Source organism: Aquirufa antheringensis (assembly GCF_004307425.1).
GTDB lineage: Bacteria > Bacteroidota > Bacteroidia > Cytophagales > Spirosomataceae > Aquirufa > Aquirufa antheringensis.
The window spans coordinates 95155-113995 of the sequence record NZ_SEWZ01000001.1; the positions used below are offsets into that span (position 1 = coordinate 95155).

Genomic DNA, 18841 nt, shown 5'->3' on the forward strand with positions numbered 1-18841 from the left:
ACGAAATATATGTTTAATACTTCCATCTCCCTAGACACATTGAATTCGATGTCGAAGGGAAATATGATCGAGCATTTGGGTATTGAGTTTACGGAAATTCAGCCTGGATTTATTAAGGCCAAAATGCCGGTCGATCACCGAACAAAACAGCCACTCGGTTTGTTACATGGGGGAGCTTCCGTGGTATTAGCGGAAACTTTGGGAAGCGTGGCGGTCGTTTTGGCCGTTAAAGATCCGAAGGCGGAAACAGGAGTGGGAGTGGAGATCAATGCGAACCATTTGAAGTCTGCGCGGGGTGGTTATGTGATTGGGACATGTATTCCATTGCGTATCGGTCGTAAGATTCATGTGTATGAGATTAAGATTCACGACGAGGAAGAAAATTTGATTTGTGCTAGCCGTTTGACGGTGGCGATTATACCCTTATAATGAAAGATGGATTCGCTTGGGAGGAAGGAATAGCTAAAGGGGCAGCGATGGCTGCTTGGCGCTTGCCGCATTGCGCGGAGGCCTTTTTAGTACAAGATTTTTCAGGAGGAACACGACTACAGGAGGGCTGGAATCTCGACGAGTTGTCCTCTGGCTTCTTAGCTGCACCTTTCATTGGTTTACCTTATTTTTTACGTGCGGATTCTTTAAGCTCTTTTACGCTTCAAGCAAGAGAACTTCCTACACCTTACGTAGCACCCCCAGAAAATCAGTCCAAGAAAACGGAATTTATGGGCTGGGTAGCAGAGGCTATTCAGGCGATTAAAAAGGGACCCTTGCAGAAAGTCGTTTTATCTAGAACGGACGAGCAAGAATTACCAGCCTCCTTCGATGTGATGACGGCGCTTGAAGAATTAGGTGCGGCCTATCCCACGGCCTTTGTTTGCGCCTTGTCTATTCCGGCTTTAGGGGGAGTTTGGATGTGTGCGACCCCAGAGATTTTAGTAGAACAAAATGCGGAGGGAATTTTCCGTACGATTTCATTAGCAGGGACACAATCTGGAGTAGATGCGGATGGGTTTGCGATAGCCCCTTCCCAGGCGCGTTGGTCTACAAAAGAGATCGAAGAACAGGCTTTCGTTAGTCGCTATATCATTGATTGCTTTAAGAAGATTCGACTAAGAGAATATACGGAAATAGGCCCTAAGACGATTTCTACCGGAAACTTATTGCACCTGAAAACGGAGTATATGGTTGATACGAAGGCGATGGATTTTCCACAGTTGCCCGGTTTGATGCTGGGTTTATTGCATCCGACTTCCGCGGTTTGTGGAACGCCTAAACAGGAGGCCGTTGATTTTATCTCCAAGACCGAAAGTCACAATCGTTCGATGTATTCTGGGTATTTAGGGCCAGTGAACCTTGGAAAAGCGACGCATTTATTCGTGAATTTGCGCACGGTAGAGATCAAAGAAAACCACGCGGTGTTCTATGCCGGATGTGGGATCACGGAAGATTCTAATCCAGCGAAAGAATGGCAGGAAACACAAATGAAATGCCAGACCTTGCAGCGGGTATTAATGCAATAATTCCGAAGAAGGCGCTTGAGTGATCTTTCCCGTAATCATGACTTTCACCGTATCGATGCGCGCGTCTGTGGTCGTTAAGATTTGGAATTGGAACGGCGCTAAGGTAATCAACTCATTGACTTGTGGAATATCCTCATATAAGCTAATTAGCATCCCTCCTAAGGTTTCGTAATCCCCTTCAGGTAGATTCCACTCGTATTTTTCGTTCAAATAGTCGATTTCGTGACGGCCTGAGAGAACGAAAGTCGTCTCATCGATTTGCTTTTCGATCCAGTCCTCCGAGTCATCGTATTCATCTTGAATCTCCCCAAAAATCTGTTCCATCACATCTTCCATACTCACTAAACCGCTCGTCGAACCGAATTCATCCACCACTAAAGCCAGCGATTTACGCTCTTTCGAGAACTTGATCATTAAATCATTCGCCGGCATCGCCTCTGGGACGATCGGAATGCTAGTTAGGATGGATTGAAGGTCTTTGGGTTTTTTAAATAGGGCCAAAGAATGGCAATAGCCCAACACTTCTTCTAAAGTTTCTTTGAATACTAAAACTTTCGAGTGACCACTTTCTAAGAATACTTCTTTTAACTTCTCGATGCCATCCTCTACATCAATGGCTGTAATCTCCGTTCTCGGAATCATACAATCCCGCACTTTTACCTGCTTAAACTCGAGGGCATTGTGGAAGATTTTGTGGTCCACCTCGGCTTCCTGTTCGGTGGAGACTTTGCGGTTTAGGTTTTGGAGGTAATGGTTTAAATCCGTCAAACCAAAGGCCGGTTTCTCCTCCGAATAACTTAATCGAAGAACTTTCGTGATGAACCATTTAGAAAGACCCACGGTCACCCAAACTAAGGGAAACATCAAGGTGTAAATCACCCAAATAGGTACAGCTAAAAATTCTAAAATGGCATCAGGATTAATTAAGAAGACACTTTTAGGGGTAAATTCTGAAGTCATCAAAATGAGGATGGTCGCCACGATGGTCGCAATCAAACGCGCCAAAATTTCATTTAACGACAGAAAATGCAAGACAACATGGTGTAAAAACTCCTCCATAAAAATACCGTAGGCCACGAGTGACAAGGTATTTCCGATGAGCATGGTACCGATAAAACGGGAGGGCTGCTGGTTGAAATTAGCAATGATTTTAGCACTTAAAATATCCTGCTTCGCCTTGAGTTCGAAATACAATTTGTTCGAAGATACGAAGGCCATCTCGACGCCAGAAAAGAAGGCAGAAAAGACCATGGAAGCGATGATGCCGATGATTTGAGCATTATCCAAACTGATATTACTTGTTTCCATCTTTCTCTTTTTTGATCCGTTCGTTCTTTGCGAATTGGTAATAGAACAAGCAGCCTACGCCATACATTAACCAGCCATAGTGGTAGAAAATCTCTCCCCAGAACTGTCCCTTTACTTCCGCGGGTGTAGGACTATTTAAATCGATGATCCAAATTAGGATGAATCCAACAGCGGCAGCTAAACTTAAGATTTCTTTCTTTCCCATATTAAGCCGCGGTCGCGGGTTTTAAACGGCGATACGTCGCAATAAATAAACCGATGAAAATCAAGATAGATCCGATCCACACTAAATTAATGTAGGGTTTCTCTAAGGCTTTCACGACGATTAATTCCTGTTGGGTGGTATTCCAAGCAAAACCAAACTCCTGCGCTTGCGGGTTAATACCTGTGAATTTAATCTTAATGCCTGTTTCCTCACTTTCGAAGGCGGGCATCGCGACCATTCCCCCTTTAATCACGAAGATAGGGCTTAAGGTAAATTGCTGTGAGTTTTTGCCTAATACTTGGAAGTTCGCTTGAACCGCCGCATCGTTCTCCGCTAATTCTACGCCATCCACATTCGTTACACGCGTTACATCCTTTAGGATCGCCACGAAGTCATTGATGAAAAGCGTGTCGCCAGTTGTGACCGTTTGAGCTTCTGTCTGAGACCATTGTTTTTCAGAACCTGCCTCTGCCGCTAAGCGTGGATCAAGTGAAACGTAGGTATAAATATCGTGGTTCCAGGCGTGTTTCACGTCTGGGGAAATGGCTGTGCCCATTTTCGGATTTACTTGCCATCTCGGGAAGAGCGAAACTGCTTTTCCTTCCTCGTTCTTGAATTCTAATTCGTAATAGGTATTCTCTGGTTCTACCGTTACCGTGTCGCCTTTAGTCGCGATTTTTACGCCATCACGTTCGATGTTTTTCAAAGCTACAGCATGGAAATCGCCTTCGATAATCTCAAAATCATTCTTGTTAAAGTATCCCTTGTGTCCGCGCACCTCGATGCGGCGTCCTTTGTAGGTTACTAGGTAGTCCTGCATTTGGGCTCCTTGACCTAACCAAAGCGGCAAGTTCTCCTTGTTTTCCTTATTGTTATCCTTCGTGAATTCTTCCACTTTCGTGCTGATCGCGAAACCCGAGCGGTTGAGCGATACGACTTTAGAATAACCCGCGGAGAATAAAATTCCGATTAACATAATCGCTAATCCTACGTGCGCCAGCGCTCCGCCCACTAAGGAGAATTTCTCGCGAATCAAGAACCACAAGATTTTGAAGTTCGCCAAAACCGCGAATAAACTGCTCCATAACAAGGCGATGTACGAAAACGTATAAATCTTACCAATGTTAATGAAGACCACGCTCAATAAAGTCGCCGCTAACGCTGGACTTACCAAGGGTTTGAAAGTGGTGCTCTGCTTGATTTTCCCCCACCATACATATTGTCCGATGCCACTTAAGATGGCCACCGCTAAGAAAATCCAAATTTGGATCTTGCTATAGTGTTCCGCTTGATCTGCCGGTAAGGCGATGTTTGAAAGAACGCCAAAGGCCTCGGCAATCTTATTATAAACGGGAATCGAAGTCGTGAACGTTAATTGGAAAGCAGACAATCCTAAAACCGCTGCTCCTACGAAAACCCAAAACTCGCGGTTATACGTCCCCAGTTCTTTTTGGTCCTTAGGTATATCCTTCCAACGGTAAATCGACATGCCGATCGCCACTAAAAGGAAGGTTCCCATGTACAATAACAGTTGTCCAGAAAGCCCTAAATCCGTAAAGGAGTGTACAGAGGCATTTCCTAAGATTCCAGAACGATTTAAGAAGGTCGAATACAAGACCAAAATGAAGGTCGCAATCACTAAAATGATCGACGTCTTTAACGCTGAGCTAGACGTCTTGTGGGCAATCATCGTGTGGATAGCCCCTAATAAGACTAGCCAAGGTACGAACGACGCATTTTCTACCGGATCCCAGTTCCAATAGCCCCCAAAGTTCAAAGTCTCATAGGCCCAATACGCACCCATCATAATCCCTATCCCTAGAACACCGGCGCTAAATAAAGCCCAAGGCAAAGCGGGCATCACCCATTCCGTTAATTTCTTCTTCCACAATCCTGCGATCAAATACGCGAACGGAACCAAGGTTAACGCAAATCCTAAGAACAAGGTAGGCGGGTGAATCACCATCCAATAGTTTTGAAGTAAAGGATTCAGACCGCGTCCGTCTTTAGGGATAAAATTCGGTTGCATACTCCAAACCGGAAGATCGGGCTGCGCCTCGCGCAACAACAAGAACGGTGAGGAGCCTATTTTTAAATCAATCCAAGGAATAATGACCCCTAAAATCATCGAAGTCAAGAACGTCTGCACTAGTGCGAAAACGGTCATGACAGGAGACTCCCACTTTGGATTTTTGATCATCAATAACAGTCCTAAAACCGCTTGCCAAAAAATCCACAGCAAAAACGAACCCTCTTGTCCCTCCCAATAACAGGAAATCATGAACATGGTAGGCAATTGCAAGGAGGAGTGCGTAAAGGCGTAATGGTATTCGAAATAATGGTTATAAATGATGACGAAAAGACTTGCCGCCACCACAATCACCGAGATGAAATGCAGCCCGAATAAAACGCGCGCCGTGTTCTTCCAATCATTCTCTAATTCATTCGCTGATTGAGTCGATTTAAAGTACGCAAAAGTCGCTAACAGCGCTGTTACGAAGGAAATAATAACAAATAAATGTCCGACCGAACCGATGGTTTCGTGTATCATATTAATTTTTTGCTGCTACTGAGGCGCTTGAGTCTGCTGAAATTTTACCTTCTTGGTACTTAGAAGGGCATTTTAATAGAATTTTATCGCAATAGAAAACCTTGTCAGAATGCATGCTGCCTACGAGTACAATCTTCTCAGATTTCTCAAAATCCTGCGGCTTAGGAGCGGCATAAATCACTTGATTTTCCCGGCCTAAACTGTCTTGCACTAAAAACTCTAAACGATTCGCATCTAAGGCAGGGTTGTAATTTAAGCCCACGATTTGACCTGCTGCATCTTTTCTTAAGGTTCCCACCACGTGAACTTTCTGGTTCGGATCCTGCTGAGAAATGCGTTCCGCTTCGTCAAAACCTACATAAGTACTTGCGTCGCCTGTCGTGATCAAAATGATGCCGATAGCAACCGCAATTAAAATTAATCCGATGATGTGTGTCTTTTTCATTTGCTGCGTTTTTCTAAATCAGTAACTTTTCTCTCTAAACGAAATAAATAGGCAAATAAGCCCATCAATACGACGCTAACCACCGCGATCACTACGTAGATTTTTCCATCTGCACGGAATTGATCTGCCATCTCGATATCGCTCGCTTGAGCGCTGGCCGTGAAACTTAATAATAAGAGTAAAAGGAAAGCTTTCATTATAACTCGTTTTGTTGTTCTATGTTTTTAATACGGATACGCAATTGCGCGATCCAAAAACCCAATAAAGTCCAGCCAATAATCGCTGGATAAAAAACCATCCGCATGCGGTTATCTAAGTCCATTTTAGAAAAAGCCGGGTTTCCGCCATTTCCTGGATGCAAGGAATCGGTCATGCGTGGCAAAATCCAAATCAACACCATAAAGATGACGAACGCAAAGATGTTGTACACCGACGAAATGCGAGCTTTCTGCATCTCATCTGGCATCGAAGAACGTACCAGCGAATAAGCTAGGTAGATTAATAATCCGATCGCGACGGAATTTAATTTTGGGTCGTTTGTCCACCAATCTCCCCACGTAAACTTCGCCCAAACACTTCCCGTAATCAAGCCTAAAATGGCGAAAACCATTCCCACCTCCACATATGCACTCGAAATCAGATCAGATTTCAAATCTGATTTGCGCAAATATTGAATCGAATGATACACAGATGTTCCTAGCAGGAAAATCATCGTGAACCACATCGTCACGTGAAAATACAGGTTTCGGATCGTCTCGTTTAAGATCGGTTGGCGCGGCACTTGTCCGTTAAAACCGGCATAGACGGTGTAGATCAATAAAATGATCGACAAAATCTTCCAATATTGGCGTTTTACTGTTTCCATATATACGGGAAAAGGATCCCAGAAAATACAATAACGATGATATCTAAAGCGCCTAAAATGGCGATCTCATCCCAGTTTTCTGAGAGTGAAATGCCGTCAAGGGCGCTTTTAGACAATTTTAATAATAACAAAAGCAACGGAATGATCAGCGGAAAGCTCATCACCGCCATCAAAGTGGCTGAATTTTCTCCCTGTGCCGCGATTCCAGCCACTAAAGAAAGAGTAGATGCAAACCCAATCGCACCTAAAAGTAGGGAAACAAGATACAATGGCATATTTCTCACCGGATTCCCCATGACCCAAGAATAAAAGAAAATGCCGATTAAGGATACGCCCAGCATCACTAACGTATTGTAGATGATTTTACTGAAAATAACTGATTCAGGCTTCGCAAACGTATAATAGAAGATGTTTCGGTTCGCGGATTCTTGGGTAAAACTCTTGCCCACCGCATTCACGGCGGAGAACAAAAGGATGATCCAAAACAACGTATTCCACATGATCGGATGGATAGACTGTTGTTTGGCTTTAAAGGATAAATAGCAGATGAAAATGGTCGCCGCTAAATACAGCACTAGCCCGTGGATCGCATATTTGTTGCGCCACTCTAATTGCATTTCTTTGCGAATCAACACGAAAATTTCTGTTAATGCCATGAACCTGCAATTTACGACAGAAAAAACTATTTGTATCATTTTTTAGCTCAGAAATACTTAGTACATTTGTGTCTAATTTTGAATTATTCTAAATAGTGAGAATGGTAAACTTGGCCGACTTGAAGATTGGAGAAAAGGGGGAGATAGTGGGCTTCACGGACGAGTCACTTTCGTTAAAGCTATTAGAAATGGGATGTTTGCCGGGAACGGAGGTTGTATTGACCCATCTGGCACCTTTCGGCGATCCGATCGCTATACGTGTTTCTGGTTCCTACACGCTGTCTATGCGGCGGGAGGAGGCGGAAACGATGCTGATTAAACGAACATAAATTTTGGCAAAAACACCTAAAATAGCACTGATTGGAAATCCCAATGCAGGAAAATCCTCTCTATTCAATTCCTTAACAGGATTGAATCAGAAGACGGGTAATTTTCCGGGGGTGACCATGGAAAAGTTGACGGGAATTTGGGAATTAGAGCCTAAGCGACCGGTAGAAATTTTAGATTTGCCAGGTATCTACAGTATTTATCCGAAGTCAATCGACGAGGAATTAGTGATCAATATCTTAGGGGATCCCACCCATCCAGATTTTCCGGATATGGCCATCGTGGTGGCGGATGCCTCTAATTTAAAACGTAATTTATTGCTGTTTTCGCAGGTACGAGACCTAGGTATACCTACGGTTTTGGCCTTAAACATGATTGATGTCGCGGAAAATGAGGGCTACGTCATTAACTCGATCAAGCTGGCACGTGAACTAAATGTGGAGGTGGCAGAGGTGAATGCTAAACGAGGGATTGGTTTAAATGGCCTGAAACTAGCCGTCGTAAAGTCGCTTGCAAATCGCTATGCTTCGAACGATGCGCTTCCATTACCGGTCGCAGAGGAGCTCATTCAAGAGGTGCAGGCAAAGTTTGGGGACGGGGAGACTTATCGTTCGCTTTTGTGGTTAATGGAACATGATCGGATGAAAATGTTCTCTAAACAGCAGCGAGAATCGTTCGATGCTATTCAAAACAAGCACCATTTTTCGTCAAAGAAATACCAATCGGAAGAGACGGTCAAGCGTTACGAGCAAATTACGGAGGTGGTAGATCGTTGTGTGATTAATTTAAATCGCCAATGGGATGCCGCACCTGTTCGGACCTGGACGGATCGATTGGATAAATTCTTTTTACATCCGGTGGGAGGTTATGTATTCTTTTTAGCTATTCTTTTCGTGATGTTCCAGGCCATTTTTACGTGGGCTACCTATCCGATGGACGCCATCGACGGGGGAGTGGCTGCGTTGAATGATTGGTTGAAAGGCGTGTTGCCTGATTCTGCTTTGACCGCCTTATTAACGGATGGTTTGATAGCGGGTATCGGTGGCGTTTTAATCTTCATTCCGCAAATCGCCTTTTTGTTTTTGTTCATTTCCCTCTTAGAGGAGACGGGGTATATGTCACGGGTAATGTTCATTATGGACAAGTTGATGCGTCGATTTGGGTTGAATGGAAAGTCCGTAGTGCCCTTGATTTCTGGGGTAGCTTGTGCGGTGCCGGCGATTATGAGTACGCGATCGATCGGTTCTTGGAAGGATCGTTTGATCACTATTTTAGTGACTCCTTTGATGTCATGCTCGGCACGTCTACCTATTTATACGGTATTGATTGCCCTAGTCGTGCCGGAGAAAAATACGCTATTTGGCTTATTTAATTTGCAAGGCTTGGCTTTATTTGGGCTGTACCTGTTGGGCTTCTTCATGGCATTGGTTTCTGCTTGGGTGATGAAGGTTATTTTAAAGGCCAAAGAAAAGAGCTATTTCATCATGGAATTGCCCACCTACAAGGGGCCTCGATTCAAGCACGTGGCGATGACCATTTTTAATTCGGTCAATGCTTTTGTGTTCGAAGCGGGTAAGATTATTGTGGCCATCTCGATTGTGCTTTGGGTATTAGCGAGTTATGGTCCTGGTGATAAAATAGCGGAGGCTGAGGCTCGGGTTCGCCAGGAAAATCCAACTTTGCAAGGAGTTAAGCTGCAAAATAAAATCTCAGCAGAGAAATTAGAGAACTCGTATGCGGGGCATTTTGGTCATTTTGTGGAGCCTGTGATTCGTCCTTTAGGCTATGACTGGAAGATCGGGATTGCGTTAATCACTTCTTTTGCTGCCCGCGAAGTCTTCGTGGGAACCATGTCTACCATCTACAGTATGGGAGGGGAAGTGGATGATGAAAATGCAACGATTAAAAACCGGATGCGCGCAGAAATTAATCCGGCGACAGGCAAGCCCATGTACGATGCGGCCTTAGGTTTCTCCTTGTTGATTTTCTACGCTTTTGCGATGCAATGTATGAGTACGCTTGCCACGACTTACCGCGAGACGAAGTCGTGGAAGTATCCTTTGATTCAGTTTGGCTATATGACGGCTTTGGCCTACTTATCAGCCTTCGCCGTCTACCAATTATTGTCTTAGAAAGAGAAAGGAATCGAAGTCGCCGCTAAGTTACTTACTCCTTTTGCGAGCAGTTTGCCTTGGGCATTATGCAATTTAGCTTCTACATTAGCAATCTTCTTACCCACGCGGTGAATCTCGGTGGTGACAGTAATAACCTCGTTCGCCTTTGCACCGTATAAAAAGTCGATGTACAAATTAATCGTCACATAGAGGTGGTCGATCTTCGCGGTAATCAGTGTCATTCCCATCATCTCATCTAACATGGCAGAAATCACACCGCCATGGATTACTCCTGCATGGTTTAATTGATCTGGTCTAACCACAAATTCAGCGGTTAATTTACCTGCTTCGGCTTTCACTAAGGTCCCGTCTAACCATTTTCCAATGGGAGCCGGATTTCCGTCAGCGATTTTTTTGTGTAAATTTTGATTCAGGTAGGCTAAAACTTGTTCGTTTGGTTCCATGTTAGGCGGGATGATTAGATTAAGAGCGTGTCCAGGTAGAAGTTCTACCAAACATCGAGATACCCACAAAACCGCGAATATCTAATGTTTTGTTCCCGTCTTTTATTTTTAGGATGCAATCGTAGGTCTTTCCAGAGTTAGGATCGTAAATCGTCCCGTTTTCCCAGGCAGAACCGGTGAATTTGAAGTTCTTTAAAATCACGGCACCTAGTAGTTCTCTACTACGTAATTTTTCGTCTGGATTTTTACCATCTCTTCTTCCGGGTGTCTTGCCCCAGGAAATTTTTCCATGGTATTGATCTCCTTGTTTGTAAATAATGATTTTTCCGTCTTTATCTTGGGAAATCCATTCGCCTAGAATGGCATCAGAAGCCGTATTAGCGAAAATAGAAACAGATACGAATAACAGTGTAAGGAAAGTTAAGCTAAACTTTTTCATTCGTTTGTATTTTTTGTGATGGTGAAGAGCACTAATTTAAGATCAAAAATACTAAACAAATCGTGACCCCAAAAGTTTATTTTTTAAGGTAGAAATCGAGGGAAAATTGTGGCTCTCGTTTGGAATGCTTATTTTTGTGGATATTTGGCACAAAACCGTACCAATCCATTAATAAACTATATGAATTATCATTTAAATCAAATTCCAGATCGCACGGCTAAACCTCGTCAGAAAGGCTTAACCATGGTCATGGATAAAGGACTAAGTCTACGTCAAGTGGAGGATTTCTTAGAAACTGGCGCAGATTATACAGATATCGTCAAATTAGGTTGGGCTACTTCCTATGTGACCCCTAATTTGAAGGAAAAGTTAGCTTTATATAAGTCCGCTGGAATTCCAGTGTATTTTGGAGGAACCTTATTTGAGGCGTTTTATATTCGCGGGCAATTTGATGATTACCGTCGCGTATTAGACGAATATGGGATGGAATATGCCGAAGTTTCGGACGGTTCAATCGAAATGGAGTCTGATATCAAATGTGAATTAATTCGCACCTTAGCCACGCAAGTAACCGTTCTTTCTGAAGTGGGTTCGAAGGATGAAGCTAAAATTATTCCTCCCTACAAGTGGATCAAATTGATGCGCATGGAATTAGAGGCGGGTGCCTGGAAGGTGATCGGAGAGGCGCGTGAGGGTGGTAATGTGGGTTTGTTCCGTTCGTCTGGAGAAGTGCGTCAAGGCTTAGTAGAAGAAATTTTAACGGAGATTCCAGAGGAGAAAATCATCTGGGAAGCACCGCAGAAGTCGCAACAAGTTTGGTTCGTGAAACTGGTAGGAGCGAACGTGAACGTAGGAAATATTGCACCGCAAGAAGTAGTTTCACTTGAAACGATTCGTTTAGGATTACGTGGCGATACATTTGACCACTTCTTAACGAAATAGTTCGGATGCTACAGCTTTTGTTAGATCTCTTAAAGGATCCTTTGACGTTTTTATCAGAATTCATTGCCGCTCATGGCGCATTGACTTATGGTCTCCTGTTTCTGATTGTTTTTGTGGAAACGGGGCTCGTGGTGATGCCTTTTTTGCCGGGCGATTCCTTGTTGTTCTCGGTGGGTTTATTAGCTGCGGCTAGTGGAGAATTATCTCTTGGAACGGTGATTCCCTTGTTAATCGGGGCGGCGCTTTTAGGGGATCAAGTCAATTATTTTATCGGTAAATATTTCAGTAATATCATTCGGGAGCGCGAACAGGTCTTGTTTTTGAAGCGCAAGCACATAGAAGAGACAGAAGCATTTTATGCCAAATATGGTCCCAAAACCGTAATCCTGGCCCGATTCATCCCGATCGTTCGTACCGTAGCGCCCTTTGTGGCAGGAGCGGGTCGAATGTCTTATCCGGTCTATTTGTTATACGGCTTTTTAGGGGCGACCCTCTGGGTAAGCAGTATTTCTGCGGCGGGTTATTTCTTAGGAGATAACGAATTTGTGAAAGCAAATTTTGAGAAAGTCGTTTTAGGAATTGTGGGAGTATCTGTTCTGCCCATTCTTTGGGGATTGATTTCAAAACGCAAATAAGATGGCTATCTCACACTTATATGGTCTGATTGGTTATCCTTTAGGTCATTCTTTTTCCAAAGCGTATTTCACGGAAAAATTTGAAAAGCTGGGTCTCTCAGAAACCCATGCTTATGAGCAATTCCCCATCCCTAGTATTGACGAGTTTAAAGCCATTTTAGTGGCGAATCCCAATCTAAAAGGGTTGAATGTAACGATTCCTTACAAGCAATTGGTGATGCCTTTGCTCGATGAGATCGATTTAGCTGCGGCGCAAATAGGCGCTGTTAATACGATTAAAATCGCCTCTGATGGCTATACCCGTGGTTATAATACCGATTATTGGGGGTTTCGTACCACGGTGGAGTTTTGGGATAAATTCAAAAATTTCGGATCTCTGAAGGCCTGTGTATTAGGTCAAGGTGGCGCTGCGAAAGCGATCATTGTGGCTTTAGAAGATATGGGATTCGAGGTGATTAAGGTTTCCCGTCAAGCCTCAGATGAAACGGTGACCTATGAACAAATGCCTGAGTTGATGGAGGAAATTGGTTTGATTGTAAATACGACACCGCTGGGTATGTTTCCTAAGGTAGATGACAAACCGCCTATCCCTTACGACTTATTGAACAAGCAGCATTATTTATACGACATCGTCTATAACCCATTGGAAACTGCTTTCTTGAAGGTGGGTCTAGAACACAAGGTGGGAGGCATCTATGCCGGATTGGAGATGTTGCAAGGCCAAGCCGATAAGGCTTGGGAAATTTGGCAGAAAAACTAGGCTAAATAAACTCCTCTTTTTGCGGGATCTGATAAGATCACTTGTACATGCTCTGAAAGCGTGGTAGAAAGCTCGTATCCTTTGTAATCTGCTGAAATAGGGAAACGCTTGTAGTTGCGATCCACAATAACTGCCACCTGAATCCGCTTAACGTGCATGCTCAAGAAGGGAGCCAAACTATAGGAGAAGGTGCGGCCAGTATTCAACACGTCGTCTACCACGATGATAACCTTGTTTTCCAGGGCATCCGTCCCTCCTTCGAATTTCACTGGATGATCGTATGGTTGCGCTTTATTTAAATCAATCTTCACCGGAATCGCCTTGATTTTAGAGATACTTTTGATCTCTTCGCACAATAGTTCGGCAAAAGCGAATCCCTCGCCTACGATCCCTGCGATAACAATTTCGGACTCTTCGAAGTTATTCTCATAGATTTGAAAGGCAATTCGTCGGATTTTTTGGAGGAGGGCAGGGCCATCAAGAACTTGTTTGGCAGACATAGGTATTGCTTTAATTCAAATAGTGCGATTTAAAATTACCAAAATTATCCAATTTTCGTACCTTTACGCCTTAATTAGCGTTTAAAAATCATTCCATATGTCTAAAATGTACGGTGCTCAACAGCGCCAAATGCAAGCACCTTCGAATCCCTTAGCGATCAAAACGAAGAAATTCGCCTTAGAAAAAAACAAGTTTGTCGGTTTATGCATGCGTCAACTTTTCTCTAACCAGTGGAAGTTTGCGTTCATTCCTTTGGCACTCGTTTTAGGAAATGTGGCATTGAACCTGACAGGGGCCTACAAGAACTATTGGATCTATATTTTCATCGCCATTGCAGTGATAGCCTACATTCTTTTCTGGTTAATTCAGTTTACCGGAATCACGCAATTAGCGCAATACAAGCAACTTTTTGATAAATACCGCTACGAAATCGATAGCCGCCAAATCTTCATGAAGCTTTCTGATAAAGAAGGTGGAATGATCAAATGGGATATGATTTTAGGCGCTTACAAAGACAAGGACGCCTACGTTCTTGAGATGGGTAAATACCAATTCTTGCACTTGCCATTCAGCGTGTTTAATAACGATAATGACAAGAAATTACTCGATAAGATTTTGCGCGACAAAGGGTATTTAAATTCCTAAGATGGGGCGCATTCTAGCGATTGATTTTGGGTTAAAACGAACGGGTATCGCGGTCACGGATCCTTTGCAGATTATTGCAAACGGTTTAGATACCGTTCCCACCCATACCTTGTTGGTATTTTTACAAACCTACTTTGCGAAAGAGACGGTAGATCAAGTAGTGATCGGAATGCCTAAAAATTTAGATAATACCGATACGGATTCCACTGCCGGTGTTCGCATTTTTATCAAAAGCTTTCGCAAGAAGTTTCCTTTAATCCCGTTAGAAGAACATGACGAGCGTTTTACCTCTAAGCTTGCCATGCAAGCAATGATAGCAGGAGGGATGTCGAAGAAGGATCGAAGAGAAAAAGGGACTGTCGATCGGGTCTCGGCCACGATCATCTTACAATCTTATTTAGAATCTAAATCATAAAAAAAGCGGCCCTTCGAAAAGAGCCGCTTTTTTTTATTTCGTTACCACCTTTGCAAATCGGTGGTAGAATGGAGTCTTACTTTGATCTGTTTTCGGTTTGTATTTACCCGTAATAATCGGAACATACATCACGCGACGACGGGATTTTTCTCCCACATTCGGAGAAACCTCCACGCGGTGCCATAAGCGGCCATCGTGAATGGTTAAATCGCCACGTTCGATTTCGAATGCCGCTTCTCTTGGATCTGGTTTGTGGTCGATAAATTGCTTCTTCCCAAACAATAATTTCAACACCCCTTGTGTGTGTGTTCCCGGTAAAACACGAAGGCCACCATTCGAAGAAGGGCAGTTATCTAGGTGAATTCCTACGTTTAACATCGGAAGGATTTTTTGCCCTAAGAACAAATCACGCGGACTATCTGTGTGCCAGCCCATTTGGCTGAACTTCGAATTCGGTTGATTGATATAGTGATTAAAGACTAATCCATCTTTCTCATCTTCGCTAATACGTCCCTCGTAAGGAGCGAGCAATTCGATTAATAATTGCAAGCGAGGATCTTTGATTAATTCGGCTAAAACAGGGCTAAACTGATTCGTAAAGCACATGCGTTGAATCATCGGATTTCCTTCGTGGTCTTTGCCAAACTTTAAAGGAATCCCTTTTACCTTTTCAATGCCTTCTTCCAGCCATTGCTTCTCGATTTTCGCTAATTCCGAAATGAAAAGTTCCGCTGTTTCTGGCTCGATAAACTTCTTAAAGTGAATTACTCCATACTTCTTGAAGTATTCTTTCTGCTCTTCCGTCAGCTTTTCGCCTAACGTAAAGGTTTTGTATTCAAATTTCGCAGATGGTTTTTTCATAAGGTAATGGTAATGAATTCGGGATGCAATTTACGGCAATATGAATGAATTATAGTTATCGCCTTCTTGATTTCTGATGAAAATCAAGTTTTTGATATATAAAAGCGTCAAAAAATGCCGAACTTTGCAGCTTGAATTTAAGAATTGCCTTATGAAAAAAATCCTATTTATCGCGTTGCTTAGTTTAGTAAGTCTGTCTGCTTTTTCTCAACAAACGAATAAAAAGGGTTCCTATTACATCACCTGGGGGTATAATCGGTCTAGCTACGCAAATTCGGATATTCGTTTCGTGGGCCCAGGATATGATTTTACTTTGCTCAACGCGGAGGCGTTGGATGCTCCTACTCCTTTAAGCGAGTTTAAAACCTATGTGGATCCCGGTTTATTATCGATTCCGCAGTTTAATTTCCACGCGGGTTACTTCATTAGGGATAATCTTTCTATTAGTATTGGTTGGGATCATATGAAATATGTGGTGACTGACGGCCAAACCGTCAAAGTGAATGGCTATATTAATCCACAAACATCTGCTCCAGCCATTTCGGTGGACCCTGCTTATGTGGGGACCTTTAATCAAACACCTTTAGTTTTAAACCCAGAGAAATTCGTTCATTTAGAGCATACAGATGGCTATAATTATGCCTCTATTGAACTAGAGCACTATAATTCGGTTTATCAAAGTCCTAAAAGTCGTTTTGCTATTGATTGGATGCAAGGCGTCGGAATAGGAGCCTTAGTGCCACGTTCAGATGTACATGTTTTCGGAGTAGGCCAAAATAATTTCTGGAACCTAGCCGGCGGAGGAGCTTCCTTGAAGACGGGATTGAAGTTTAATTTAAGCAAACTTTTGTTTTTCGAAACGACCATAAAGACAGGAGCTACTAAATTATGGGATATTCGTACTACAGGACGCCCGGTAGATCATGCGGAACAGAGCATCTATTTTGCGGAGTTTTATGGGGCTTTAGGTTTTACAATTAAAGGTTCTTCTAAATAATTTTTTAGACTAGACTAAAAATTGCTATCTTCGTGTATGTTTACACGAGTGTTAATCCTATTCTTGATTTCTTTCGCTGCTTTTTCGCAAAGCGAGGGTCGTATCGAAACAGATCGCCCGGATCAAACAGAATGTCCCTTCATCGTGAAAAAAGGATATTTGCAGGCTGAACTAGGCTTTAATCGCTCAAGCCGAGAATATTTATTTCCCACTTCCTTAGTAAAATATGGACTAAGTAAGCGATTGGAATTGCGCTATGTTTCTGTTTTAGCGAAAGAGCCAGGGATGGAAACCCGTTTTCAGACCGAGGCTTTTGGATTTAAATGGGCTATATTTCAGCCTTCCGGAGTTCAGTCATCAGGTTGGATCCCCCGCACTTCGGTGATTGTTCATTATAACTGGGATCACCAAAATCGGGATTTCTCCGAGAAAAATTTGCGTGGACACTCGATAGGTGACGTGGTTTTTACGATGCAAAACGATTTCAATGAGCGTTCCGGAATTGGTTACAACATAGGAACAGAAATGCATTCGAATGGATCATTTGAAGGGATATATCGGGTAGCACCCAATGTGTTGATTGGTAAAAGGGGCTATGCCTATGTGGAGGTTTTTGGAAGATTTCCAGCCTCTGAATTTGCGGATCATTCCTATGATGCCGGTTTTGCCTATTATGTAAACGATGACTTGAAATTAGATATATCGGCAGGCCAAAGTTTTCTCCATCCCGAAGATCAGTATATAGCGATTGGCTTATCTTTTCGACTTCGAATTGCCCGATAATGCGGTCAATGAATCAGGATTTCTTAAATTGCAGTAATGAGACGGATTTTCATTTTCTTTTGGGTCTTTTTTCTCGCTTTCACCGAGTTGCGTGCACAAGCCACCTTACTTGTGGGGGAGAAAAGCATTACCCTAGAGGAGAATTTCGCTTTGTCCTTTGTTTTTAAATCGGCTAATGCAAGTGTGGAAACGCCTACTTATAAATTCCCAGAACTTCCAGGTCTGCGAAAACTAGGGGTTTCTCGTTCGAAAGCTACCGATATTCAAAACGGAGAATCGGTTTATTCCTTTACCTTTTCGCAATATTACCAAGCCTCTAATCCGGGGACCCTACTTATTCCTGCAGCCGAAATCATAGTGAATCAGCAGTCCTTAAAAATGGATGGTTTTGCGCTGCAAGTGAGTGCTTCAGAACAAAAAGAAGAGATTGTTGAAGAAACTAAAGCGCAAATTGAAGAACTTTTTAAGGGTCAAAACTCTGTTTTTTTGGCATTAACCTCCACTCAGTTACAGCCTTTCGTGGGCCAAGGGTTTACCCTTAAGTTCTCCCTATTTATTCCAGACGATAATTCGACACGCTATAGCTTTGATCGAAATGATATTCAAATTCCAGCCTTAATTCAGAAAATTCGCCCTAAAAACTGCTGGGAAGAGAGTTTTGGCTTGCAAGAAGTGAAGGTTTCGAAAGTGGTTTATAAGAATAAAAAATATACGGAGTACCGATTCTTTCAATCGACCTATTTCGCTTTAGACAATCAAAAAAGAGTGATTCCATCGGTGAGTTTGCAGCTGTTAAAAAATGCGGATAAGGTTGTTTTTAGCTCGAAGCCTATCGTTATTATGCCTAAAGAATTGCCTAACCATCCCTTAAAGGGAAAGGTGCCTGTGGGGGATTTTCGATTAATCGAAACCTTATCACGGGAGCAGGTTCAGACAGGAGACACGGTTGTTTATGTTTCGAGTGTGGTGGGTGATGGGAATAGTATTCTGTGGGATTCGAAGTTAATCGAGTCCGATTATTTCTTGAATTTCTTTCCCGTGGGGACTCAAAGTTCCGTTTATCCCTATGGCGATAAAATGTTAGGCAATAAAACAGAGAAAATACTGATTATTCCATCGCAACCGGGTAAATTTGCATTTAAATCCTATTTTAAATGGATCTATTTTAACACGCGGACGGCGAGCTATGATACCTTGCGCTCTGGCATTACGCTTGCGGTGAGTGGTCAACCTTCGGATCGCCTTTTAAATACACAATCGGAAACGATGTTGTTGTATAGGGGACTGGAGAAATTAGCGGCAGACAAAGTGATTGGCTATCGCTGGATTGATTGGAAACAGATTTTTAATGCTTTTTTAGGGCTGGTTTTACTCTGGCTTTTCATTTTGATAATTAAGGCCAAAAAATAAT

At 42.9% G+C, this 18841-nt stretch carries 23 protein-coding genes; 12 read left to right on the top strand and 11 right to left on the bottom strand.

Annotation, left to right across the window (positions count from 1 at the left end; all coding sequences use genetic code 11):
- The first annotated feature begins 9 nt into the window (after positions 1–9).
- Positions 10–429 carry a hotdog fold thioesterase gene (locus EWU21_RS00460; protein WP_130894826.1) on the top strand — a complete coding sequence of 140 codons (420 nt, stop codon included), beginning with the start codon at positions 10–12 and terminating at the stop codon, positions 427–429.
- Positions 429–1517, top strand: coding sequence for a chorismate-binding protein (locus EWU21_RS00465; RefSeq protein ID WP_130894827.1), 1089 nt, complete (start codon positions 429–431; stop codon positions 1515–1517). Before EWU21_RS00460 ends, EWU21_RS00465 begins: the two co-directional genes overlap by 1 nt.
- Here the strand turns inward: EWU21_RS00465 and EWU21_RS00470 are convergent.
- From EWU21_RS00470 to EWU21_RS00500, 7 genes are read right to left on the bottom strand one after another with little or no spacing between them, the layout of a single operon-like run.
- Positions 1506–2825 carry a hemolysin family protein gene (locus tag EWU21_RS00470; RefSeq protein WP_130894828.1) on the bottom strand — a complete coding sequence of 440 codons (1320 nt, stop codon included), beginning with the start codon at positions 2823–2825 and terminating at the stop codon, positions 1506–1508. The two genes, EWU21_RS00465 and EWU21_RS00470, sit on opposite strands and share 12 nt — an antisense overlap.
- The gene (locus EWU21_RS00475) at positions 2812–3030 is read right to left on the bottom strand and encodes a hypothetical protein (protein ID WP_130894829.1); all 219 of its coding nucleotides are present in this window, start codon (positions 3028–3030) and stop codon (positions 2812–2814) included. The genes EWU21_RS00470 and EWU21_RS00475 overlap by 14 nt, the downstream gene beginning before the upstream one ends.
- A gap of 1 nt (position 3031) precedes the next feature.
- Positions 3032–5581: a cytochrome c biogenesis protein CcsA gene (ccsA, locus tag EWU21_RS00480; RefSeq protein WP_130894830.1), complete on the bottom strand. Its 2550-nt coding sequence runs from the start codon at positions 5579–5581 to the stop codon at positions 3032–3034.
- A gap of 1 nt (position 5582) precedes the next feature.
- Positions 5583–6026 carry a cytochrome c maturation protein CcmE domain-containing protein gene (locus EWU21_RS00485; RefSeq protein WP_130894831.1) on the bottom strand — a complete coding sequence of 148 codons (444 nt, stop codon included), beginning with the start codon at positions 6024–6026 and terminating at the stop codon, positions 5583–5585.
- Positions 6023–6223, bottom strand: coding sequence for a CcmD family protein (locus EWU21_RS00490; RefSeq protein ID WP_130894832.1), 201 nt, complete (start codon positions 6221–6223; stop codon positions 6023–6025). The genes EWU21_RS00485 and EWU21_RS00490 overlap by 4 nt, the downstream gene beginning before the upstream one ends.
- Complete coding sequence (gene ccsA, locus EWU21_RS00495) at positions 6223–6891, bottom strand: cytochrome c biogenesis protein (protein ID WP_130894833.1); 669 nt, start codon at positions 6889–6891, stop codon at positions 6223–6225. Before ccsA (EWU21_RS00495) ends, EWU21_RS00490 begins: the two co-directional genes overlap by 1 nt.
- Positions 6879–7547, bottom strand: coding sequence for a heme exporter protein CcmB (locus EWU21_RS00500; protein WP_130894834.1), 669 nt, complete (start codon positions 7545–7547; stop codon positions 6879–6881). The genes ccsA (EWU21_RS00495) and EWU21_RS00500 overlap by 13 nt, the downstream gene beginning before the upstream one ends.
- A gap of 101 nt (positions 7548–7648) precedes the next feature.
- Between EWU21_RS00500 and EWU21_RS00505 the strand changes: the two genes are divergently transcribed.
- The gene (locus tag EWU21_RS00505) at positions 7649–7876 is read left to right on the top strand and encodes a FeoA family protein (protein WP_130894835.1); all 228 of its coding nucleotides are present in this window, start codon (positions 7649–7651) and stop codon (positions 7874–7876) included.
- Between the two features lie 3 nt (positions 7877–7879).
- The gene (gene feoB, locus EWU21_RS00510; RefSeq protein ID WP_130894836.1) at positions 7880–10006 is read left to right on the top strand and encodes a ferrous iron transport protein B; all 2127 of its coding nucleotides are present in this window, start codon (positions 7880–7882) and stop codon (positions 10004–10006) included.
- Here feoB and EWU21_RS00515 read toward each other — a convergent pair.
- Both EWU21_RS00515 and EWU21_RS00520 read right to left on the bottom strand, forming a co-directional pair.
- Positions 10003–10452, bottom strand: coding sequence for a PaaI family thioesterase (locus tag EWU21_RS00515; protein ID WP_130894837.1), 450 nt, complete (start codon positions 10450–10452; stop codon positions 10003–10005). The genes feoB and EWU21_RS00515 overlap by 4 nt on opposite strands.
- A gap of 19 nt (positions 10453–10471) precedes the next feature.
- Positions 10472–10891, bottom strand: coding sequence for a DUF2147 domain-containing protein (locus tag EWU21_RS00520; RefSeq protein ID WP_130894838.1), 420 nt, complete (start codon positions 10889–10891; stop codon positions 10472–10474).
- A gap of 180 nt (positions 10892–11071) precedes the next feature.
- On the opposite strand from EWU21_RS00520, the gene EWU21_RS00525 reads away from it, so the two are divergent.
- Genes EWU21_RS00525 through EWU21_RS00535 form a run of 3 tightly spaced genes read left to right on the top strand, consistent with a single transcriptional unit; the run spans position 11072 to position 13228 of the window.
- Positions 11072–11833: a phosphosulfolactate synthase gene (locus EWU21_RS00525; protein WP_130894839.1), complete on the top strand. Its 762-nt coding sequence runs from the start codon at positions 11072–11074 to the stop codon at positions 11831–11833.
- 5 nt (positions 11834–11838) lie between these two features.
- Positions 11839–12468 carry a VTT domain-containing protein gene (locus tag EWU21_RS00530; RefSeq protein ID WP_130894840.1) on the top strand — a complete coding sequence of 210 codons (630 nt, stop codon included), beginning with the start codon at positions 11839–11841 and terminating at the stop codon, positions 12466–12468.
- A 1-nt stretch (position 12469) separates the two neighbouring features.
- Positions 12470–13228, top strand: coding sequence for a shikimate dehydrogenase family protein (locus tag EWU21_RS00535; RefSeq protein WP_130894841.1), 759 nt, complete (start codon positions 12470–12472; stop codon positions 13226–13228).
- Here the strand turns inward: EWU21_RS00535 and EWU21_RS00540 are convergent.
- Positions 13225–13728: a phosphoribosyltransferase family protein gene (locus EWU21_RS00540; RefSeq protein ID WP_130894842.1), complete on the bottom strand. Its 504-nt coding sequence runs from the start codon at positions 13726–13728 to the stop codon at positions 13225–13227. The two genes, EWU21_RS00535 and EWU21_RS00540, sit on opposite strands and share 4 nt — an antisense overlap.
- 97 nt (positions 13729–13825) lie before the next feature.
- Here EWU21_RS00540 and EWU21_RS00545 point away from each other — a divergent pair, with 97 nt between their 5' ends.
- Complete coding sequence (locus EWU21_RS00545; RefSeq protein ID WP_236633155.1) at positions 13826–14374, top strand: YcxB family protein; 549 nt, start codon at positions 13826–13828, stop codon at positions 14372–14374.
- Position 14375: 1 nt separating this feature from the next.
- Entirely contained in the window at positions 14376–14789 is a 414-nt protein-coding gene (gene ruvX, locus EWU21_RS00550; RefSeq protein ID WP_130894843.1) for a Holliday junction resolvase RuvX, read from the top strand.
- Between the two features lie 33 nt (positions 14790–14822).
- Here ruvX and EWU21_RS00555 read toward each other — a convergent pair whose 3' ends face one another.
- On the bottom strand, positions 14823–15650 hold the full coding sequence (locus EWU21_RS00555; RefSeq protein WP_130894844.1) for a phytanoyl-CoA dioxygenase family protein: 828 nt from the start codon (positions 15648–15650) through the stop codon (positions 14823–14825).
- Between the two features lie 151 nt (positions 15651–15801).
- Between EWU21_RS00555 and EWU21_RS00560 the strand changes: the two genes are divergently transcribed.
- The 3 genes from EWU21_RS00560 to EWU21_RS00570 are packed head-to-tail and all read left to right on the top strand — an operon-like array spanning position 15802 to position 18840.
- A complete protein-coding gene (locus tag EWU21_RS00560) occupies positions 15802–16647 on the top strand; it encodes a hypothetical protein (protein ID WP_130894845.1) in 846 nt (281 codons plus the stop codon).
- Positions 16648–16683: 36 nt separating this feature from the next.
- Positions 16684–17430: a transporter gene (locus EWU21_RS00565; protein WP_130894846.1), complete on the top strand. Its 747-nt coding sequence runs from the start codon at positions 16684–16686 to the stop codon at positions 17428–17430.
- 36 nt (positions 17431–17466) lie between these two features.
- Positions 17467–18840 carry a BatD family protein gene (locus EWU21_RS00570; protein ID WP_130894847.1) on the top strand — a complete coding sequence of 458 codons (1374 nt, stop codon included), beginning with the start codon at positions 17467–17469 and terminating at the stop codon, positions 18838–18840.
- Position 18841: the final 1 nt, after the last annotated feature.

What these genes read in the sequence shown, in the direction of transcription:
- EWU21_RS00530 (WP_130894840.1), top strand. Translation starts at nt 11,839, where the DNA reads ATGCTACAGCTTTTGTTAGATCTCTTAAAGGATCCTTTGACGTTTTTA.
- EWU21_RS00475 (WP_130894829.1), bottom strand. Translation starts at nt 3,030, where the DNA reads ATGGGAAAGAAAGAAATCTTAAGTTTAGCTGCCGCTGTTGGATTCATC.
- EWU21_RS00505 (WP_130894835.1), top strand. Translation starts at nt 7,649, where the DNA reads ATGGTAAACTTGGCCGACTTGAAGATTGGAGAAAAGGGGGAGATAGTG.
- EWU21_RS00535 (WP_130894841.1), top strand. Translation starts at nt 12,470, where the DNA reads ATGGCTATCTCACACTTATATGGTCTGATTGGTTATCCTTTAGGTCAT.
- EWU21_RS00525 (WP_130894839.1), top strand. Translation starts at nt 11,072, where the DNA reads ATGAATTATCATTTAAATCAAATTCCAGATCGCACGGCTAAACCTCGT.
- ccsA (WP_130894830.1), bottom strand. Translation starts at nt 5,581, where the DNA reads ATGATACACGAAACCATCGGTTCGGTCGGACATTTATTTGTTATTATT.
- ccsA (WP_130894833.1), bottom strand. Translation starts at nt 6,891, where the DNA reads ATGGAAACAGTAAAACGCCAATATTGGAAGATTTTGTCGATCATTTTA.
- EWU21_RS00485 (WP_130894831.1), bottom strand. Translation starts at nt 6,026, where the DNA reads ATGAAAAAGACACACATCATCGGATTAATTTTAATTGCGGTTGCTATC.
- EWU21_RS00470 (WP_130894828.1), bottom strand. Translation starts at nt 2,825, where the DNA reads ATGGAAACAAGTAATATCAGTTTGGATAATGCTCAAATCATCGGCATC.
- EWU21_RS00560 (WP_130894845.1), top strand. Translation starts at nt 15,802, where the DNA reads ATGAAAAAAATCCTATTTATCGCGTTGCTTAGTTTAGTAAGTCTGTCT.
- EWU21_RS00500 (WP_130894834.1), bottom strand. Translation starts at nt 7,547, where the DNA reads ATGGCATTAACAGAAATTTTCGTGTTGATTCGCAAAGAAATGCAATTA.
- EWU21_RS00570 (WP_130894847.1), top strand. Translation starts at nt 17,467, where the DNA reads ATGAGACGGATTTTCATTTTCTTTTGGGTCTTTTTTCTCGCTTTCACC.
- EWU21_RS00555 (WP_130894844.1), bottom strand. Translation starts at nt 15,650, where the DNA reads ATGAAAAAACCATCTGCGAAATTTGAATACAAAACCTTTACGTTAGGC.
- EWU21_RS00460 (WP_130894826.1), top strand. Translation starts at nt 10, where the DNA reads ATGTTTAATACTTCCATCTCCCTAGACACATTGAATTCGATGTCGAAG.
- EWU21_RS00465 (WP_130894827.1), top strand. Translation starts at nt 429, where the DNA reads ATGAAAGATGGATTCGCTTGGGAGGAAGGAATAGCTAAAGGGGCAGCG.
- EWU21_RS00540 (WP_130894842.1), bottom strand. Translation starts at nt 13,728, where the DNA reads ATGTCTGCCAAACAAGTTCTTGATGGCCCTGCCCTCCTCCAAAAAATC.
- EWU21_RS00515 (WP_130894837.1), bottom strand. Translation starts at nt 10,452, where the DNA reads ATGGAACCAAACGAACAAGTTTTAGCCTACCTGAATCAAAATTTACAC.
- EWU21_RS00565 (WP_130894846.1), top strand. Translation starts at nt 16,684, where the DNA reads ATGTTTACACGAGTGTTAATCCTATTCTTGATTTCTTTCGCTGCTTTT.
- EWU21_RS00520 (WP_130894838.1), bottom strand. Translation starts at nt 10,891, where the DNA reads ATGAAAAAGTTTAGCTTAACTTTCCTTACACTGTTATTCGTATCTGTT.
- EWU21_RS00545 (WP_236633155.1), top strand. Translation starts at nt 13,826, where the DNA reads ATGTCTAAAATGTACGGTGCTCAACAGCGCCAAATGCAAGCACCTTCG.
- EWU21_RS00490 (WP_130894832.1), bottom strand. Translation starts at nt 6,223, where the DNA reads ATGAAAGCTTTCCTTTTACTCTTATTATTAAGTTTCACGGCCAGCGCT.
- ruvX (WP_130894843.1), top strand. Translation starts at nt 14,376, where the DNA reads ATGGGGCGCATTCTAGCGATTGATTTTGGGTTAAAACGAACGGGTATC.